The organism is Streptomyces fractus (assembly GCF_049844455.1).
Classification (GTDB): Bacteria; Actinomycetota; Actinomycetes; order Streptomycetales; family Streptomycetaceae; genus Streptomyces; species Streptomyces fractus.
In genome coordinates this window covers 3,032,739-3,048,514 of record NZ_JBMYHI010000002.1, presented here as the reverse complement: position 1 = coordinate 3,048,514, position 15,776 = coordinate 3,032,739, and the positions used below count along the sequence as shown (strand labels likewise).

16 protein-coding genes are annotated in these 15,776 nt (G+C 69.6%); 12 read left to right on the top strand and 4 right to left on the bottom strand.

What is annotated here, in order from left to right; genetic code table 11:
- Nucleotide 1: 1 nt before the first annotated feature.
- The 3 genes from ACP4E5_RS15465 to ACP4E5_RS15455 are packed head-to-tail and all read right to left on the bottom strand — an operon-like array spanning nt 2 to nt 2,552.
- The gene (locus ACP4E5_RS15465; protein WP_425829029.1) at nt 2-793 is read right to left on the bottom strand and encodes an ABC transporter permease; all 792 of its coding nucleotides are present in this window, start codon (nt 791-793) and stop codon (nt 2-4) included.
- Nucleotides 790-1,908 (bottom strand): ABC transporter ATP-binding protein, encoded by a 1,119-nt coding sequence (locus ACP4E5_RS15460; RefSeq protein WP_425829027.1) that lies wholly within the window; start codon nt 1,906-1,908, stop codon nt 790-792. Before ACP4E5_RS15460 ends, ACP4E5_RS15465 begins: the two co-directional genes overlap by 4 nt.
- Nucleotides 1,905-2,552 carry an ABC transporter permease gene (locus ACP4E5_RS15455; RefSeq protein ID WP_425829025.1) on the bottom strand — a complete coding sequence of 216 codons (648 nt, stop codon included), beginning with the start codon at nt 2,550-2,552 and terminating at the stop codon, nt 1,905-1,907. Before ACP4E5_RS15455 ends, ACP4E5_RS15460 begins: the two co-directional genes overlap by 4 nt.
- A gap of 449 nt (nt 2,553-3,001) precedes the next feature.
- Between ACP4E5_RS15455 and ffh the strand changes: the two genes are divergently transcribed.
- Nucleotides 3,002-4,561 (top strand): signal recognition particle protein, encoded by a 1,560-nt coding sequence (ffh, locus tag ACP4E5_RS15450; RefSeq protein WP_425829023.1) that lies wholly within the window; start codon nt 3,002-3,004, stop codon nt 4,559-4,561.
- A 158-nt stretch (nt 4,562-4,719) separates the two neighbouring features.
- Entirely contained in the window at nt 4,720-6,666 is a 1,947-nt protein-coding gene (ftsH, locus tag ACP4E5_RS15445) for an ATP-dependent zinc metalloprotease FtsH (RefSeq protein WP_425829021.1), read from the top strand.
- 88 nt (nt 6,667-6,754) lie between these two features.
- Here ftsH and ACP4E5_RS15440 read toward each other — a convergent pair whose 3' ends face one another.
- Entirely contained in the window at nt 6,755-7,618 is an 864-nt protein-coding gene (locus ACP4E5_RS15440; protein WP_425829019.1) for a class I SAM-dependent methyltransferase, read from the bottom strand.
- Nucleotides 7,619-7,904: 286 nt separating this feature from the next.
- Between ACP4E5_RS15440 and proS the strand changes: the two genes are divergently transcribed.
- From proS to lepB (ACP4E5_RS15390), 10 genes are all read left to right on the top strand, one after another.
- Nucleotides 7,905-9,320 carry a proline--tRNA ligase gene (proS, locus tag ACP4E5_RS15435; protein WP_425829017.1) on the top strand — a complete coding sequence of 472 codons (1,416 nt, stop codon included), beginning with the start codon at nt 7,905-7,907 and terminating at the stop codon, nt 9,318-9,320.
- Nucleotides 9,321-9,514: 194 nt separating this feature from the next.
- Nucleotides 9,515-10,111, top strand: coding sequence for a hypothetical protein (locus tag ACP4E5_RS15430; protein ID WP_425829015.1), 597 nt, complete (start codon nt 9,515-9,517; stop codon nt 10,109-10,111).
- A 193-nt stretch (nt 10,112-10,304) separates the two neighbouring features.
- A complete protein-coding gene (rpsP, locus tag ACP4E5_RS15425; protein ID WP_425829013.1) occupies nt 10,305-10,733 on the top strand; it encodes a 30S ribosomal protein S16 in 429 nt (142 codons plus the stop codon).
- Between the two features lie 2 nt (nt 10,734-10,735).
- Complete coding sequence (locus ACP4E5_RS15420; protein ID WP_014176063.1) at nt 10,736-10,975, top strand: RNA-binding protein; 240 nt, start codon at nt 10,736-10,738, stop codon at nt 10,973-10,975.
- Between the two features lie 98 nt (nt 10,976-11,073).
- A complete protein-coding gene (gene rimM / locus ACP4E5_RS15415; RefSeq protein ID WP_425829010.1) occupies nt 11,074-11,637 on the top strand; it encodes a ribosome maturation factor RimM in 564 nt (187 codons plus the stop codon).
- Complete coding sequence (gene trmD / locus ACP4E5_RS15410) at nt 11,634-12,455, top strand: tRNA (guanosine(37)-N1)-methyltransferase TrmD (protein WP_425829008.1); 822 nt, start codon at nt 11,634-11,636, stop codon at nt 12,453-12,455. Before rimM ends, trmD begins: the two co-directional genes overlap by 4 nt.
- 132 nt (nt 12,456-12,587) lie before the next feature.
- Nucleotides 12,588-12,938 carry a 50S ribosomal protein L19 gene (gene rplS / locus ACP4E5_RS15405; protein WP_128435180.1) on the top strand — a complete coding sequence of 117 codons (351 nt, stop codon included), beginning with the start codon at nt 12,588-12,590 and terminating at the stop codon, nt 12,936-12,938.
- A 78-nt stretch (nt 12,939-13,016) separates the two neighbouring features.
- Nucleotides 13,017-13,721 carry a signal peptidase I gene (gene lepB, locus ACP4E5_RS15400; protein WP_425829006.1) on the top strand — a complete coding sequence of 235 codons (705 nt, stop codon included), beginning with the start codon at nt 13,017-13,019 and terminating at the stop codon, nt 13,719-13,721.
- Nucleotides 13,714-14,820, top strand: coding sequence for a signal peptidase I (gene lepB, locus ACP4E5_RS15395; protein ID WP_425829004.1), 1,107 nt, complete (start codon nt 13,714-13,716; stop codon nt 14,818-14,820). The genes lepB (ACP4E5_RS15400) and lepB (ACP4E5_RS15395) overlap by 8 nt, the downstream gene beginning before the upstream one ends.
- Before the next feature lie 19 nt (nt 14,821-14,839).
- The gene (gene lepB / locus ACP4E5_RS15390; RefSeq protein WP_425841357.1) at nt 14,840-15,685 is read left to right on the top strand and encodes a signal peptidase I; all 846 of its coding nucleotides are present in this window, start codon (nt 14,840-14,842) and stop codon (nt 15,683-15,685) included.
- Nucleotides 15,686-15,776: the final 91 nt, after the last annotated feature.

The window sequence follows — 15,776 nt, the reverse complement described above, 5'->3', positions numbered from 1 at the left end:
CTCACAGACCGCGCGGGCGCAGCAGGTTCTCGACGATCCCGGCGACCCAGTCCACGAGCAGCGCGAGGACGGCCACGAGCACGCTTCCGGTGATCAGGACCAGGTTCCGGCTGGAGTTGATCCCGTTCGAGATCACGTCGCCGAGGCCGCCCGCCCCGATGAACGTCGCGAGTGCGACCGTGCCCACGGTGATCACCAGCGCCGTACGGATACCGGCGAGCATCACCGGCACCGCGAGCGGCAGCTCGATCCGGCGCAGCACCTCCCACCGGGTCATGCCCATGCCCTGGGCGGACTCGAGGATCGCCGGATCCACCTGCTGAAGGCCCGCGATGGTGTTCCGCAGCACCGGCAGCACGCCGTACGCGACGAACGCGATCAGCGCGATCTGCGTCACCCCGAGGCTGACGAACGCCACCGCGAGCAGCACGATCAGGCCGAGCGAGGGCAGCGCCTGCCCGATGCTGGCGATCGCGAGGACGGGCCCGGCGAGGGGGCGGGCCCAGCGGCGGGTGAGCAGCACGCCGAGCGGGATGGCGATCACCAGGATCAACACCGTCGCGGCCGCGGTCAGTTCGAGGTGCGTCAGGGTGCGGCTGAGCAGGTAGTCCGCGTTCAGGCTGCGCCGCTCGATCTGGTCCTTCTCCTGCCCGGCGACATACCAGGCGAGCAGCGCGAGGACCACGGCGAGGGCGAGCGGGGTGAGGGCGAGGCGCCACAGCGGCGGCAGGACGCGGGTGCGTTCGGTTCTCTTCGCCGCGGCCGGGACGTTGTCGACGAGTGCCTGGGTCACGGCCGGGCCCCCTGCAACAGGCCGGAGCCGCCGTCGGTGTGGATCAGCGTCCGCAGGGTGTCCATGGAGACGACGCCCCGGTAGCGGCCGAGGTCGTCCACGACCGTCAGCGCGGACGCGTTCACGGCGAGCATCTCGTCGAGCGCGTCGTAGAGGCTGGTGTCCGGGCCGAGCGGGGAGATCAGCGGCAGCCGGCTGCCGCCGTCGGCGGGCAGCCAGCCGACGGGGCGGCGGTCCTCGTCCAGGACGACCACGAACTCGCGGTCGCTGTCGGCGGCTGTGATCTCGGCTGCCTGCTGCTCCTCGGCGCTCGCCGACTCGGCGACGGTGGGCCACAGCGGGACGTCGACGTTCCCGAGCCGGGTCAGCGACAGGCGGCGCACGGCGGCGCCCGCGCCGATGAAGTCCGTCACGAACTCGCTGGCCGGCTCGGCGAGGATCTTCTCCGGGGTGTCGTACTGGACGACATTGCCGTGCTCGGCGAAGACGGCGATCTTGTCGCCCATCTTCACGGCCTCGTCGATGTCGTGGGTGACGAAGACGATCGTCTTGCGCAGCTTCGACTGGATCTTGAGGAACTCGTTCTGCAGCGCCTCGCGGTTGAGCGGGTCGATGGCGCCGAACGGCTCGTCCATCAGCATCACCTGCGGATCGCCGCCGAGCGCGCGGGCGACGCCGACGCGCTGCTGCTGGCCGCCGGAGAGCTGCTTCGGGTAGCGGCCGCGGTACGTGTCCGGGTCCAGGCCCACCATGTCGAGCAGCTCGTCCACGCGCGCGTGGACGCGTTTTTTGTCCCAGCCGAGCAGGCCGGGCACGGTGGCTATGTTCTGGGCGACCGTCTGGTGCGGGAAGAGTCCGGACTGCTGGATCGCGTAGCCGATGCGGCGGCGCAGTTCGTGCACCGGGATCTTGGTGACGTCCTCGTCGGCGAGGTGGATGCGGCCGGACGTCGGCTCGATCAGCCGGTTGATCAGCTTCATCGTCGTCGTCTTGCCGCAGCCGGACGGGCCGACGAAGACGACGATCTTGCCTTCGGGGATCTCCAACGTCAGGTCGTCCACCGCCGGACGCTCCTGCCCCGCGTAGGACTTGGTCAGCCGGTCGAGCCGGATCATCGGGTGACCCCCTTCGGAGTGGTCAGACGGTTGAGCAGGGCGAAGAGCAGATCGAAGAGCAGCGCGAGGACGACGATGGCGAGCGCGCCCTCGAGCGTCAGATAGACGGCGAACGGGGTGCCCGCGCTGGCGAGTCCGTCGAGGATGAGCTTGCCGAGGCCCGGTCCGTTCACGGCGGCGGCGATCGCGGCGATGCCGAGCAGCATCTGCGTCGCGACCCGCAGGCCGGTGAGGATCACGGGCCAGGCCAGCGGGAACTCGATGGTGGTGAGCACCTTCAGCCGCGTCATGCCCATCGCGTTCGCCGACTCGACGACGGCCGGGTCCAGCTCGCGCAGGCCGACCACCGTGTTGCGTATGACGGGGAGCAGCGCGTACAGCGTCAGGGCCACGATCGAGGGGCCCGTGCCCAGGCCGAGCGGCGTGATCAGCAGGCCGAACAGGGCGTAGGACGGGATCGTGAGCAGCAGCCCGGCCGCCCCGAGCACGGCGGCGCGCGGCGCCTTCGTGCGGTACGTCAGGATCGCCACCGGCACGCCGATGAGCACCGCGAGGGCGAGGCCTTCGAGGACCAGCAGGATGTGCGCGAGCGTGGCGTCGAGCACGTCGGGCCAGTTGCCCTGGAGGTAGTCGAAGAAGTTCACGCCGGCCTCCCTTGGGGTGCCGGTGGCCTACGGACCGGCCGTGGCGGCCGGTGCGTGGAGAGGGAGGTCATGGGTGAGTTCCTTGTTCACGTCAGAGGGGTGTACGGCGGTTCGCCGCACGGCTGCTGGTGGCGGTTCCGGGCACGACCGGGCACGCCCCGGCGAGGGGCGGAGGGGAGGGGTGGCGTCGAAACCTGGATGCGCCTACCCAGTCGGGCGGCACTGATGTGCACGGATTTACGGAACCGCTGAGGCCGTAATTATGGCGAACGCGCAGGTCATGCCGGGGCGCATGCGGCGGATATCGAGGGGTATGCGACCTTTTTTCGTACGCGGGTGCGGCCCGTGGGGCGCTTCGGGACCGGGCCACTGACCACGGCCCCGAGGGCGGATACCCTGGAGGGCGACCTGTCCGTAAGCCACCCCCGACCCGAGGATTCGCGACCGCCGTGTTCGACACTCTCTCCGATCGCCTCGCAGCGACATTCAAGAACCTCCGCGGCAAGGGGCGCCTCAGCGAGGCGGACATCGACGCCACGGCGCGCGAGATCCGGATCGCCCTCCTTGAAGCCGACGTGGCGCTGCCCGTCGTCCGCGCCTTCATCAAGCAGATCAAGGAGCGGGCGACCGGCGTCGAGGTCTCCCAGGCACTCAACCCCGCCCAGCAGGTCATCAAGATCGTCAACGAGGAGCTCATCGGCATCCTCGGCGGCGAGACCCGCCGGCTGCGCTTCGCCAAGACCGGCCCGACCGTGATCATGCTCGCGGGTCTGCAGGGTGCGGGTAAGACGACCCTCGCGGGCAAGCTCGGCCTCTGGCTCAAGTCCCAGGGCCACTCGCCGCTGCTCGTCGCCTGCGACCTCCAGCGTCCGAACGCCGTGAACCAGCTGAGCGTCGTCGCCGAGCGCGCGGGCGTCGGCATCTACGCGCCGGAGCCTGGCAACGGCGTGGGCGACCCGGTGAAGGTGGCCAAGGACTCCATCGAGCACGCCAAGGCCAAGGTCTACGACGTCGTCGTCGTCGACACCGCGGGCCGCCTCGGCATCGACCAGGAGCTCATGCAGCAGGCCGCGGACATCCGCGACGCCGTGAGCCCGGACGAGGTCCTCTTCGTCGTCGACGCCATGATCGGTCAGGACGCGGTCAACACGGCCGAGGCCTTCCGTGACGGCGTCGGCTTCGACGGCGTGGTGCTCTCCAAGCTCGACGGTGACGCGCGCGGTGGTGCGGCCCTGTCGATCGCGCACGTCACCGGCAAGCAGATCATGTTCGCCTCCAACGGCGAGAAGCTGGACGACTTCGACGCGTTCCACCCGGACCGCATGGCGTCCCGCATCCTCGGCATGGGCGACATGCTCACGCTGATCGAGAAGGCCGAGCAGACCTTCTCGCAGCAAGAGGCCGAGAAGATGGCCTCCAAGCTGGCCTCCAAGAAGGGCCAGGACTTCACGCTCGACGACTTCCTGGCGCAGATGGAGCAGGTCAGGAAGATGGGCTCCATGTCCAAGCTGCTCGGCATGCTGCCGGGCATGGGGCAGATGAAGGACCAGATCGCCAACCTCGACGAGCGCGACGTCGACCGCACGGCCGCCATCATCAAGTCGATGACCCCGGCCGAGCGCCAGGAGCCGACGATCATCAACGGCTCGCGCCGCGCCCGTATCGCCAAGGGCTCCGGCGTCGAGGTCAGCGCGGTCAAGAACCTGGTCGAGCGGTTCTTCGAGGCCCGCAAGATGATGTCCCGCATGGCCCAGGGCGGCGGCATGCCCGGGATGCCGGGCATGCCCGGCTCGGGCGGTGGCCCCGGCAGGCAGAAGAAGCAGCCGAAGAAGGCCAAGGGCAAGCAGCGCTCCGGCAACCCCATGAAGCGCAAGCAGCAGGAGCAGGAGGAGGCCGCCCGGCGCGCGGCCGCCGCGGAGTCGGGCGGCGCGCTCGGCCTGCCGGGCGCCGGCCAGCAGGACGCCAAGGACTTCGAGCTCCCCGACGAGTTCAAGAAGTTCATGGGCTGACACTTCAGCCGCTGTACGGGTAAGGGGCGTTCGCCATGGCGGACGCCCCTTACGCATGTCCACGAGTGGCGGCCCCCTGGCAACTGTGCGGTCATGGGCGGAAGGCCTCGGGGCCGTGACCGCCCCGGAGACGGCAGGCTGCAGGAGGAGAGACAGGCGTGGCGAACCCGGTACCCCCGCGCGATCGGACGGATCAGCCCTGGCGTTCCGAGGGCGCACCGCCCCCTCCGCCCCCGCCGGGACCCAAGCGCAAGATGCCCGGCGGCTGGGGCGGCCTCATTCTGACGGCCCTGATCGTCTACCTCATCGCCAACCTGGTGCTGTCGTTCTTCAATGAGGGCGACGAGCCGACGGTCTCGTACACCGAGTTCAGCAAGCAGGTCGCGGCCGACAACGTCACCAAGATCTACTCCAAGGGCGACGCGATCCAGGGCGAGCTCAAGAAGGAGAAGCCCACCCCCAAGGACAGCGACAGCAAGCGCAAGAACTACACCAAGTTCACGACGCAGCGCCCGGCCTTCGCCGACGACGATCTCTGGGCCAACCTGGAGAAGCACGACGTCACGGTGACGGCCGAACCCGTCGTCCAGGAGCGCAGCTTCCTGTCCAACCTGCTCATCTCGCTCGCTCCGATGCTCCTCCTCGTCGTGCTGTGGGTGTTCATCGCGCGGCGCATGAGCCAGGGCATGGGCGGCAGCGCGGGCGGCATGCTCGGCGGCCGCAAGCAGCCGCCGAAGCCGGTCGAGCTCGAACCCGGCAAGAAGCGCACCACGTTCGAGGACGTCGCCGGCATCGACGAGGTCGAGGGCGAACTCAACGACGTCGTCGACTTCCTCAAGAACCCCGACGAATACCGCATCATGGGCGCCAAGATGCCGCGCGGTGTGCTCCTCGCGGGCCCGCCCGGCACCGGCAAGACGCTGCTGGCGCGCGCGGTCGCCGGCGAGGCGGGGGTGCCGTTCTTCTCCGCCTCCGCCTCCGAGTTCATCGAGATGATCGTCGGCGTCGGCGCCTCACGCGTGCGTGAGCTGTTCGCCGAGGCCCGCAAGGTCGCCCCGTCGATCATCTTCATCGACGAGATCGACACCATCGGCCGGGCCCGCGGCGGCGGTGGCGGCGTGGGCGGCCACGACGAACGCGAGCAGACGCTCAACCAGATCCTCACCGAGATGGACGGCTTCAGCGGCTCGGAAGGCGTCATCGTCATCGCCGCCACCAACCGCGCCGACGTCCTCGACCCGGCCCTGACCCGCCCTGGACGCTTCGACCGCATCGTCAACGTCTCGCCGCCCGACCGCGGTGGCCGCGAGTCCATCCTCAAGATCCACACCCGCGACATCCCGCTCGCCCCCGACGTCGACCTCGGCCAGGTCGCCCGTACGACCCCGGGCATGACCGGCGCCGAACTCTCCAACCTCGCCAACGAGGCCGCCCTCCTCGCGGTGAAGCGCAAGCAGAAGCAGGTCAGCCAGTCCGACCTCTCCGAGGCGCTCGAAAAGGTCCAGCTCGGCGCCGAGCGGCCGCTGGTGATGCCCGACGAGGAGCGCCGCCGCACCGCCTTCCACGAGAGCGGCCACGCCCTCCTCGGCATGTTGCAGCCCGGCGCCGACCCCGTCCGCAAGATCACGATCGTGCCGCGCGGCCGCGCCCTCGGCGTCACGCTCTCCACCCCGGACGCCGACAAGTACGCGTACACGGAGGAGTACCTGAGGGGCCGCATCATCGGCGCCCTCGGCGGCATGGCGGCCGAACAGGTCGTCTACGGAGTCATCACGACCGGCGCCGAGAACGACCTGGAGCAGGTCACCAACATCGCCCGCGGCATGGTCGCCCGCTGGGGCATGAGCGAGAAGGTCGGCCGCCTGTCCGCCCTCCCGAACGACGCCCAGCAGGCGTACGGCCTCGCCGCCGCCCCCGACACCCTCGACACGATCGACGGCGAGATGCGCCGCATCGTGGACGAGTGCTACGAGGAGGCGTGCCAGAAGCTGCGCGACAACCGGCACAAGCTCGACGCGCTCGCCGAGGCGCTCATGGAGAACGAGACGCTGGAGGAGGCGGACGCCTACCGGATCGCCGGCGTCACGCGCTTCACCAAGGACTGAAAGGGACTGAACCGGCAGCCTGTCGCCCGGGCCCGCGCGCCGCACGGCGTGCGGGCCCTCGACTTGTGGGCTCTCGGCTCGTTGCGCCTCACGGCGTGCGGGCTATCAAGTACCTGAAGACGTTGGGCATCCACACGGTCCCGTCGCCGCGCACATGGGCCTGGAGCGCCTCGGACACCTCCTTGTCGACCTGCGTCGGATCCGTCGCCCCCACCGCGGCGTCGAACAGGCCCGTCGAGAGCAGCCCGCGCACCGCGCTCTCGGCGTCCGCGTACCCGAAGGGGCACGCCACCCGGCCGGAACCGTCGGGCCGCAGCCCCGCGCGCTGGGCGACCTCCTCCAGGTCGTCACGGAGCGCCGGGCGCCAACTCCCCGTGCTGCGCAGCGGGTCGGCGAGTTTCGTGGCCACGCGCAGGACGGACGACGTGGCACAGCGCTCCGGAGGACCCCAGCCGACGAGCACCACGGCGGCGCCCCGGCCCGCCAGCGGCACCACGCTCTCCAGGCGCGCGGAAAGCCCCTCGGAGTCCCCGGCCACACACCCGATCGGTTGAAAGTCGGTGATCACGTTGTACGGGGCTCCGCCGGGGTCGGTCGCGGTGAGGTCGGCGGGGTCGGCCGTCGTGAGCCGGGCGTCCGGGGCCTCCCGCGGCTCGGACGCGTCGGGCAGCAGCCGCTCCTCGGCCAGGGCGAGGAGCTCGGGGGCCGAGGGCTCGACGCCGGTCACGGCCGCGCCGCGCGACGCCGCCATGAGAAGCGCGAGCCCGGAGCCGCAGTCGAGCCCGAGGAGCCGGGTCCCCGAACCGACCTCCAGGCGCTGGTAGACCGCTTCGTAGAGCGGCACCAGCATCCGTTCCTGAATCTCCGCCCAGTCACGCGCGCGTGCGCACAAGTCCGTCCGCGGCGCGGGGGCCGTGTGAGGGAGGTGCCGCCGCACGAGCGTAGGTGTCATCGAAAGTGCCCCAATCCGCCGAGAGATGCCGAGAGATGCCGAGAGTTGTCGCCGTGCCGCCTGACCGTTCGCGTGGCGTCCGACCGTGTTCGCGCGCTGCTCGCACTCCCCCCGTATGCCAGAGAACTCCGCAACGTCCCCCGCGTCTAGGGGGTGTTTGGCAGGCGCGGCGACAATGCGCGTGTGCACCGTCGTGCGCCCCCGGGCGGTCATATGACGGGCGCACGCGGGCATCCGGGCGAAAAGGATTCGAGTGCTCCACGGCCCGCGCCGTAGCATCCGCGCCATGGCCAAACCCCGCGTTCTCACGCCCCGGACGGAAGACTTTCCGCGCTGGTACCAGGACCTGATCACCAAGGCCGAACTGGCCGACAACGGTCCGGTGCGCGGCACCATGGTCATCCGACCGTACGGCTACGGCCTGTGGGAGCGGATGCAGCGGGAGATGGACGACCGCATCAAGGAGACGGGTGCGCAGAACGCGTACTTCCCGCTCCTGATCCCGCAGTCGTACCTCACCAAGGAGGCCGACCACGTCGAGGGCTTCGCGCCCGAGCTGGCCGTGGTCACGCACGGCGGCGGCAAGGAGCTGGAGGAGCCCGCCGTCGTCCGCCCCACCTCCGAGATGATCGTCAACGCCTCCTTCGCCAAGTGGGTGCAGAGCTACCGGGACCTGCCGCTGCTCATCAACCAGTGGGCCAACGTGGTCCGCTGGGAGCTCAGGCCCCGCCTCTTCCTCCGTACGACGGAATTCCTCTGGCAGGAGGGCCACACGGCGCACGCGACCTACGAAGAGGCGCGCGCCTTCGCCGCGCGCATCCACCGGCACGTCTACGCGGACTTCATGGAGAACGTCCTCGCGATGGACGTCCTCCTGGGACGCAAGACGCCCAGGGAGCGTTTCGCCGGGGCCATCAACACCCTCACCCTCGAAGGGATGATGGGCGACGGCAAGGCCCTCCAGATGGGCACGAGCCACGAACTCGGCCAGAACTTCGCCAAGGCGTTCAACACGCGCTACCTGTCCAAGGACGGCGCGGAGGAACTGGTCTGGCAGACCTCCTGGGGCTCCACGACCCGCATGATCGGCGCGCTGGTGATGATGCACGGCGACGACAACGGACTGCGCGTCCCGCCCCGCCTCGCCGCCACCCAGGTCGTCGTGCTCGCCGTGAAGGACGACGCCGCGGTGCTCCACAAGGTGCGCGAGATCGGCGACCTTCTTAAGAAGGCGGGAATCCGCGTCCAGGTGGACGACCGCGTCGACACCCCCTTCGGGCGCCGCGCCGTCGACTGGGAACTGAAGGGCGTGCCCGTACGCGTCGAGGTCGGCCCCCGCGACCTGGAGAACGGCACCGCGATGCTCGCCCGGCGCATCCCCGGCGGCAAGACATCGGTCGCCCTGGAGGCACTGGTCGCGGTGCTGCCCAAGATCCTGGAGGAGGACCAGGCGCTGCTGCTCGCGCAGTCACGGGAGCGGCGGCAGCTGCGGACGGCCGATGTGACGACGGTCGCCGAGGCACTGGAGGCGACCTCCGCGGGCGGCTGGGCGCGCATCCCGTGGGCCGTCCTCGGGGAGGCGGGCGAGAACGAGCTGGCCGGTCACGGCGTCTCCGTACGGTGCCTGCTGACTCCCGAAGGGGCGGTGCCGGACGCCGATGACGCGGCCGGTAACGTCGCCGTCGTGGCACGCGCGTACTAGGCGCGTGCACCGGAGGGCGCCCGCGAGGGCGTACATGCCACTACGCACCACCTTGTTGTGAGCTGTGCGCCTTCTCCGTACATCTGCGCACCCGCCCTCCTCGGGACGCATCAGTGGGAACTGACTGGTACGTGCAAATTATTTGGGATGCCCCGGAATAGGAACACGGAGGCACCCCGGCTCGTTGTCACGACGTGAGCACGACACCACCTGTTCTCGCCGCAGAGCTGGCAGGGGCGTGGGCCGACATTCAGCGGCACCACCCCGAGCTGCCGGATCTTGCCGCGCCCGAATCCCTGATCGGCGAGTCGTCGTCCGCCTGTGGACGCGAGCTCTCCTTCGAGCGACTCCTCCACGAGGCAGTCCACGGCATCGCAGCCGCGCGCGGAATCCGCGACACCTCGCGCGCCGGCCGCTACCACAACCGCAGATTCCTGGCCATCGCCGAGGAGTTGGGCCTCGACCACCCCGAGGAGCCGCACCCCAGCAGCGGCTTCTCACTGGTCACGCTCAACCCGGAGGCGAAGCAGCGCTACCGGCAGACGATCGAGCGGATCCAGCGCGCCCTGAAGGCGCACACCGTGGCGACCGCCGCGGACACCAAGCGAAGCTTCCGCGGCCCCGCCGCGCGGCACGGCTCCTCCGGGGGCGGCGTCCGCGTCAAGGCGGTCTGCGACTGCGGGCGCAATGTCCGCGTCGTGCCGTCGGTGCTCGCGCAGGCCCCGATCATGTGCGGCGGCTGCGGAAAGCCGTTCCGGATCCCGGAGATCGTCGGTGTCGCCACGGGCTGAGCGCTCCTGGTCGGGTGACCGAGGGGGATTCGGCCGCTCCGGAGACGTGTGGCACAATGGCTAGCTGTACTCGACAGTCGCACAGGACCCCTCTCTCCTCCGGCTGACGCGTCCATCGGGCACTCGGGTACCGCAACCCCACGCGGCAATCTCGCCGTGCCCACCCACGTCAAGACCAGGAGACACCACTCCCGTGGCAGTCAAGATCAAGCTGAAGCGTCTGGGCAAGATCCGCGCGCCTCACTACCGCATCATCGTCGCCGACTCCCGCACCCGCCGTGACGGCCGTGCGATCGAGGAGATCGGCCTGTACCACCCGGTGCAGAACCCGTCGCGCATCGAGGTCGACTCGGAGCGCGCGCAGTACTGGCTGGGTGTCGGCGCGCAGCCGACCGAGCCGGTCATGGCCATCCTGAAGCTCACCGGTGACTGGCAGAAGCACAAGGGTCTGCCCGCCCCGGAGCCGCTGAAGGTCGCCGAGCCGAAGTCCGCCCGCCCCTCCTTCGAGGCGCTGGCCACCGAGGACGAGCCCAAGGGTGAGGCCATCACCCAGAAGAAGAAGGCTGAGAAGAAGGACGAGGCCGAGGCTGTGTCCTCTTCGGCCGAGTCGACCGAGGCCTGAGCATGCTCGAGGAGGCTCTTGAGCACCTCGTGAAGGGCATCGTCGACAACCCCGACGACGTGCAGGTCGCCTCGCGCAACCTGCGCCGGGGGCGCGTCCTCGAGGTCCGGGTCCACCCCGACGACCTCGGCAAGGTGATCGGCCGCAACGGCCGCACCGCGCGCGCTCTGCGTACTGTCGTGGGTGCCATCGGCGGCCGTGGTGTCCGCGTCGACCTCGTCGACGTCGACCAGGTTCGCTGAGAAAAGTTGAACACCGGCTCGGGCCGGGGAGGGCTTACGAGCCGTCCCCGGCCTGAGCTGTTTGTGCCCCTTGGTGGGCTGACAGGAGAGTTTCCGACGTGCAGTTGGTAGTGGGGCGCATCGGCCGCGCCCACGGCATCAAGGGCGAGGTCACCATCGAGGTGCGCACCGACGAGCCCGAGCTGCGGCTCGGCCCCGGCGCGCGACTCGCCACCGACCCGGCCTCCACGGGGCCGCTCACCATCGAGACCGGCCGGGTGCACAGCGGCCGGCTGCTGCTGCGCTTCGAGGGCGTACGCGACCGCACCGGCGCCGAGGCGCTGCGCAACACCCTCCTGATCGCCGAGGTGGACCCCGAGGAACTGCCCGAGGAAGAGGACGAGTTCTACGACCACCAGCTCATGGACCTCGACGTCGTCACGACCGACGGCACCGAGGTCGGCCGGATCACGGAGATCTCGCACCTGCCCTCGCAGGACCTGTTCATCGTGGAGCGGCCCGACGGCAGCGAGGTCATGATCCCGTTCGTCGAGGAGATCGTCACCGAGATCGACCTCGAGGAGCAGAAGGCCGTCATCGACCCGCCGCCCGGCCTGATCGACGACCGCGCCGAGATCGTGTCGTCGCGCGACGACCGGGAAGAGGGGGACGAGTCCGCATGAGGCTCGACGTCGTCACGATCTTCCCCGAGTACCTGGAACCGCTGAACGTCTCCCTCGTCGGCAAGGCACGCGCGCGTGGGCAACTCGACGTCCACGCGCACGACTTGCGGCAGTGGACGTACGACCGGCACAACACGGTCGACGACACCCCCTACGGCGGCGGCCCGGGCATGGTCATGAAGACCGAGCCGTGGGGCGACTGCCTCGACGACGTGCTCGCCGAAGGGTACGAGAACGGCGCTCAGGGGCCCGCCCTGGTCGTTCCCACGCCCTCCGGGCGCCCCTTCACCCAGGAACTCGCCGTGGAGCTCTCCGAGCGCCCCTGGCTGGTCTTCACGCCCGCGCGCTACGAGGGCATCGACCGCCGCGTCATCGACGAGTACGCGACCCGCATGCCGGTCTACGAGGTCTCCATCGGCGACTACGTCCTCGCGGGCGGAGAGGCCGCCGTGCTCGTGATCACGGAGGCCGTGGCGCGCCTGCTGCCCGGCGTCCTCGGCAACGCCGCCTCGCACGAGGACGACTCCTTCGCGCCCGGCGCCATGGCCAACCTCCTGGAGGGGCCCGTCTACACCAAGCCCCCGCTGTGGCGCGGCCGGGACATCCCCGATGTGCTGCTCAGCGGCCACCACAGCAAGATCGCGCGGTGGCGCCGGGACGAGGCACTGCGCCGCACCACGCGCAACCGGCCCGATCTGATCGAGCGCACCGACCCCAAGGCCTTCGACAAGAAGGACCGCGAAATGCTCTCGATCCTGGGCTGGGGGCCGCGTCCCGACGGACGATTTGGGCCGACGCCCGAGGTCGTGGAAGAATAGGCCGCTGCTGTACGTCCAGTCTGCGCCCCTGCCACAGGGGGAACGACGCAAGGCCCGACGCGATCAGCTACCGAAACTCATCGCATACCTCCCGTCGATGACCTGTGGCATCGGCGAAGAAAGCAGACGATCATGTCTCACCTTCTCGACTCCGTCGACTCCGCGTCGCTGCGCAGCGACGTCCCGGCGTTCCGCCCCGGCGACACCGTCAACGTCCACGTCCGCGTCATCGAGGGCAACCGCTCCCGTGTGCAGCAGTTCAAGGGCGTAGTCATCCGCCGCCAGGGCGCCGGCGTCCGCGAGACCTTCACGGTCCGCAAGGTCTCCTTCTCCGTCGGCGTCGAGCGCACCTTCCCGGTGCACACCCCGATCGTCGAGAAGATCGAGCTCGTCACCAAGGGCGACGTCCGCCGCGCCAAGCTGTACTACCTCCGTGACCTGCGCGGCAAGGCCGCGAAGATCAAGGAGAAGCGCGAGAACTGAGCCGCTCGGCGCCCTCAGGGGGCGCCGGCGCATCTCGCCTGCGGCGTCCACAGGGCGGCCGGATAGCATCTGGCCCCGATGGACACCGAAGCACAGCATGAGGAGCGCGACCGCTCCTCCGAGCCCCATGAGAACACCTCACAGGGCGAGGAGGACCGGTCGCGCTCCTCTTTGCTCTCCGGGGTGGTCGACTGGCTGCCGGGCGGCCGCGTCACCCTGACCCTGCTGCTGTGTCTGGCGTTGCTGCTGGCCTTCAGCGTCTTCGTGATGCAGCCGTTCCAGATCCCCAGCGGCTCCATGGAGAGCACATTGAGGGTCGGGGACCGCGTTCTCGTAAATAAGTTGGCGTACCGTTTCGGTGCCGAGCCGACCCGTGGCGACGTGGTCGTCTTCGACGGCAGCGGGTACTTCGGCGAGGGCGACTACATCAAGCGCGTCGTGGGCACAGGGGGAGACCGGGTGGTCTGCTGCGACAGCAGGGGGAGGATCGCGGTGAACGGGAAGTCCGTGGACGAGCGCTCCGTGCTGCACGCCGCGGACGCGCCTTCGGAGGCGCCGTTCAACATCGTGGTTCCGGAAGGCACCCTCTTCCTGCTCGGTGACCATCGCAGCGACTCCCGTGACTCCCGCGACTACTTGGGCGCACCCGGCGGCGGGTTCGTCCCCGTGGACCAGGTGATCGGCAAGGCCGAGTGGATCGCGTGGCCGACCGGACACTGGCACTCCCTGTCCCGTACGGACGTCTACGCGCGCGTGCCCGCCCCCGGCGGCGCCCATGGGTAGGCGGGGCAAAACGCGCAGCCACGGCGGCGACGAGCGGTTGCCCACCGGCAGCCGGCCCACCAGCGGACCCGAGCAGCAGGGGAGGGCGGAGCGGCGCAAGCTCGCCCGTAAGGTGAAGCGCCGCCGAAGGCGCTCCGTGCTCAAGGAGATACCCCTCCTCATAGGCGTGGCCCTGGCCATCGCCCTCGTCCTGAAGACGTTCCTGGTGCAGGCCTTCGTCATCCCGTCGGGCTCCATGGAGCAGACGATCAGGATCGGCGACCGGGTCCTGGTCGACAAGCTCACTCCCTGGTTCGGCGCGAAGGTGCAGCGCGGCGACGTCGTCGTCTTCAACGACCCCGGGAAGTGGCTCGAACAGGAGGCCGGTCAGAAGAAGGAGTCCCCGGTCGGCGTGAAGCAGGTCAAGGAAGGTCTGACCTGGATCGGACTGCTGCCGTCCGACAACGAACGCGACCTCATCAAGCGGGTCGTGGGCGTCGGCGGCGACACCGTGAAGTGTTGCGACACAAAGGGCCGCGTCACGGTGAACGGGACACCGCTCGAAGAGCGTGCGTACATCCATCCCGGCAACGCCCCCTCGGAGTTCGACTTCTCGGTGAAGGTGCCCAAGGGGCGACTGTTCGTGATGGGCGACCATCGCGCCAACTCCGCGGATTCCCGCTACCACCTCACCGAGGCGTTCAACGGGACCGTGTCCGAGGACTCCGTCGTGGGGCGGGCCCGGTTCATCGGGTGGCCGATCGGCCACTGGGCCTCGCTGTCGGAGCCGCCGACCTTCGCCGCCGTGGCCGACGCGCAAAGAGACCAGTCGACCGCAGCCTCAGAAATGTCGCATAGGGTGGCCCCCACGTACGGTGCCGGACCGGGCTCGAACGCTTCGGATTCGGACGGATTTATCCCCCTCCCGACCCCTGCGGAACTCCCGCTCGTTATGGGAGTGGTGGGCCTGCATCGGATACGGGTCAGGCAGCGGCACGGAGTGAGGAGTGGATGTGGGGGACTTGGCGGTCGGCGCACGGTCAGGGCATGGTCCCGAAGAGGAGCCCGGGCGATCCGACGACGCGGCGGGTCCGGTGGGCCGGGTGCCCGAGGCGGGTGACGCCTCGACGGCCGAGCCCGTGCGCGAGGAGGAGTCGAGCGGCGGGTCGACGACGGGTGGATCCAAGAAGCAGCGTTCCTTCTGGAAGGAGCTGCCGCTCCTCATCGGCATCGCGCTCGTCCTGGCGCTCGTGATCAAGACCTTCCTGGTCCAGGCGTTCTCGATCCCCTCGGCGTCGATGGAGAACACGCTGAAGATCGGCGACCGGGTGCTGGTCGACAAGCTCACCCCGTGGTTCGGTGCGGAGCCGGAGCGCGGCGAGGTCATCGTCTTCCACGACCCGGCGAGCTGGCTGGAGGGCGAGCCGACACCGGAGCCGAACGCGGTGCAGACGGTGCTCAGTTGGATCGGCCTGATGCCGTCCGCCAACGAGAAGGACCTCATCAAGCGCGTCGTCGGCGTCGCCGGCGACACCGTCGAGTGCAACGGAACGGGCCCGCTCAAGGTCAACGGCAAGGTGCTGAACGAGCCGTACGTCTACCCGGGCAACACCCCGTGCAGCGACGACAACGCCGGTGGAACGTTCAAGGTGAAGGTCCCCGAGGGCAAAGTTTGGGTCATGGGTGACCACCGCCAGGACTCCATGGACTCGCGCTACCACCAGAACGACAAGAACAGCGGCTTCGTCCCCGTGGACAACGTCGTGGGGCGCGCCATCGTCGTGGCCTGGCCGCCCACGCACTGGTCGACGCTGCCGGTGCCGGACACCTTCGACCAGTCGGGCCTGAACGCCATGGCGAACGTGGCACCGGGTGCGCTCGGACTCGTAGGCGCGGCGCCTCTGGTGCTGTGGCGCAGGCGCAAGATCAACCAGCGCGTTACCGAGGGGAACACCAGGGTTTCTGCGGCTGGTGGCGCCCGGTAGGGTGCCGTCCCAGATCGCCGATCTTCCGTGGTCCGCGCCGCTCTGGGGCTGGTTCGACGAGATCGACTTCTCCGAACCGCGGGAGCAACTG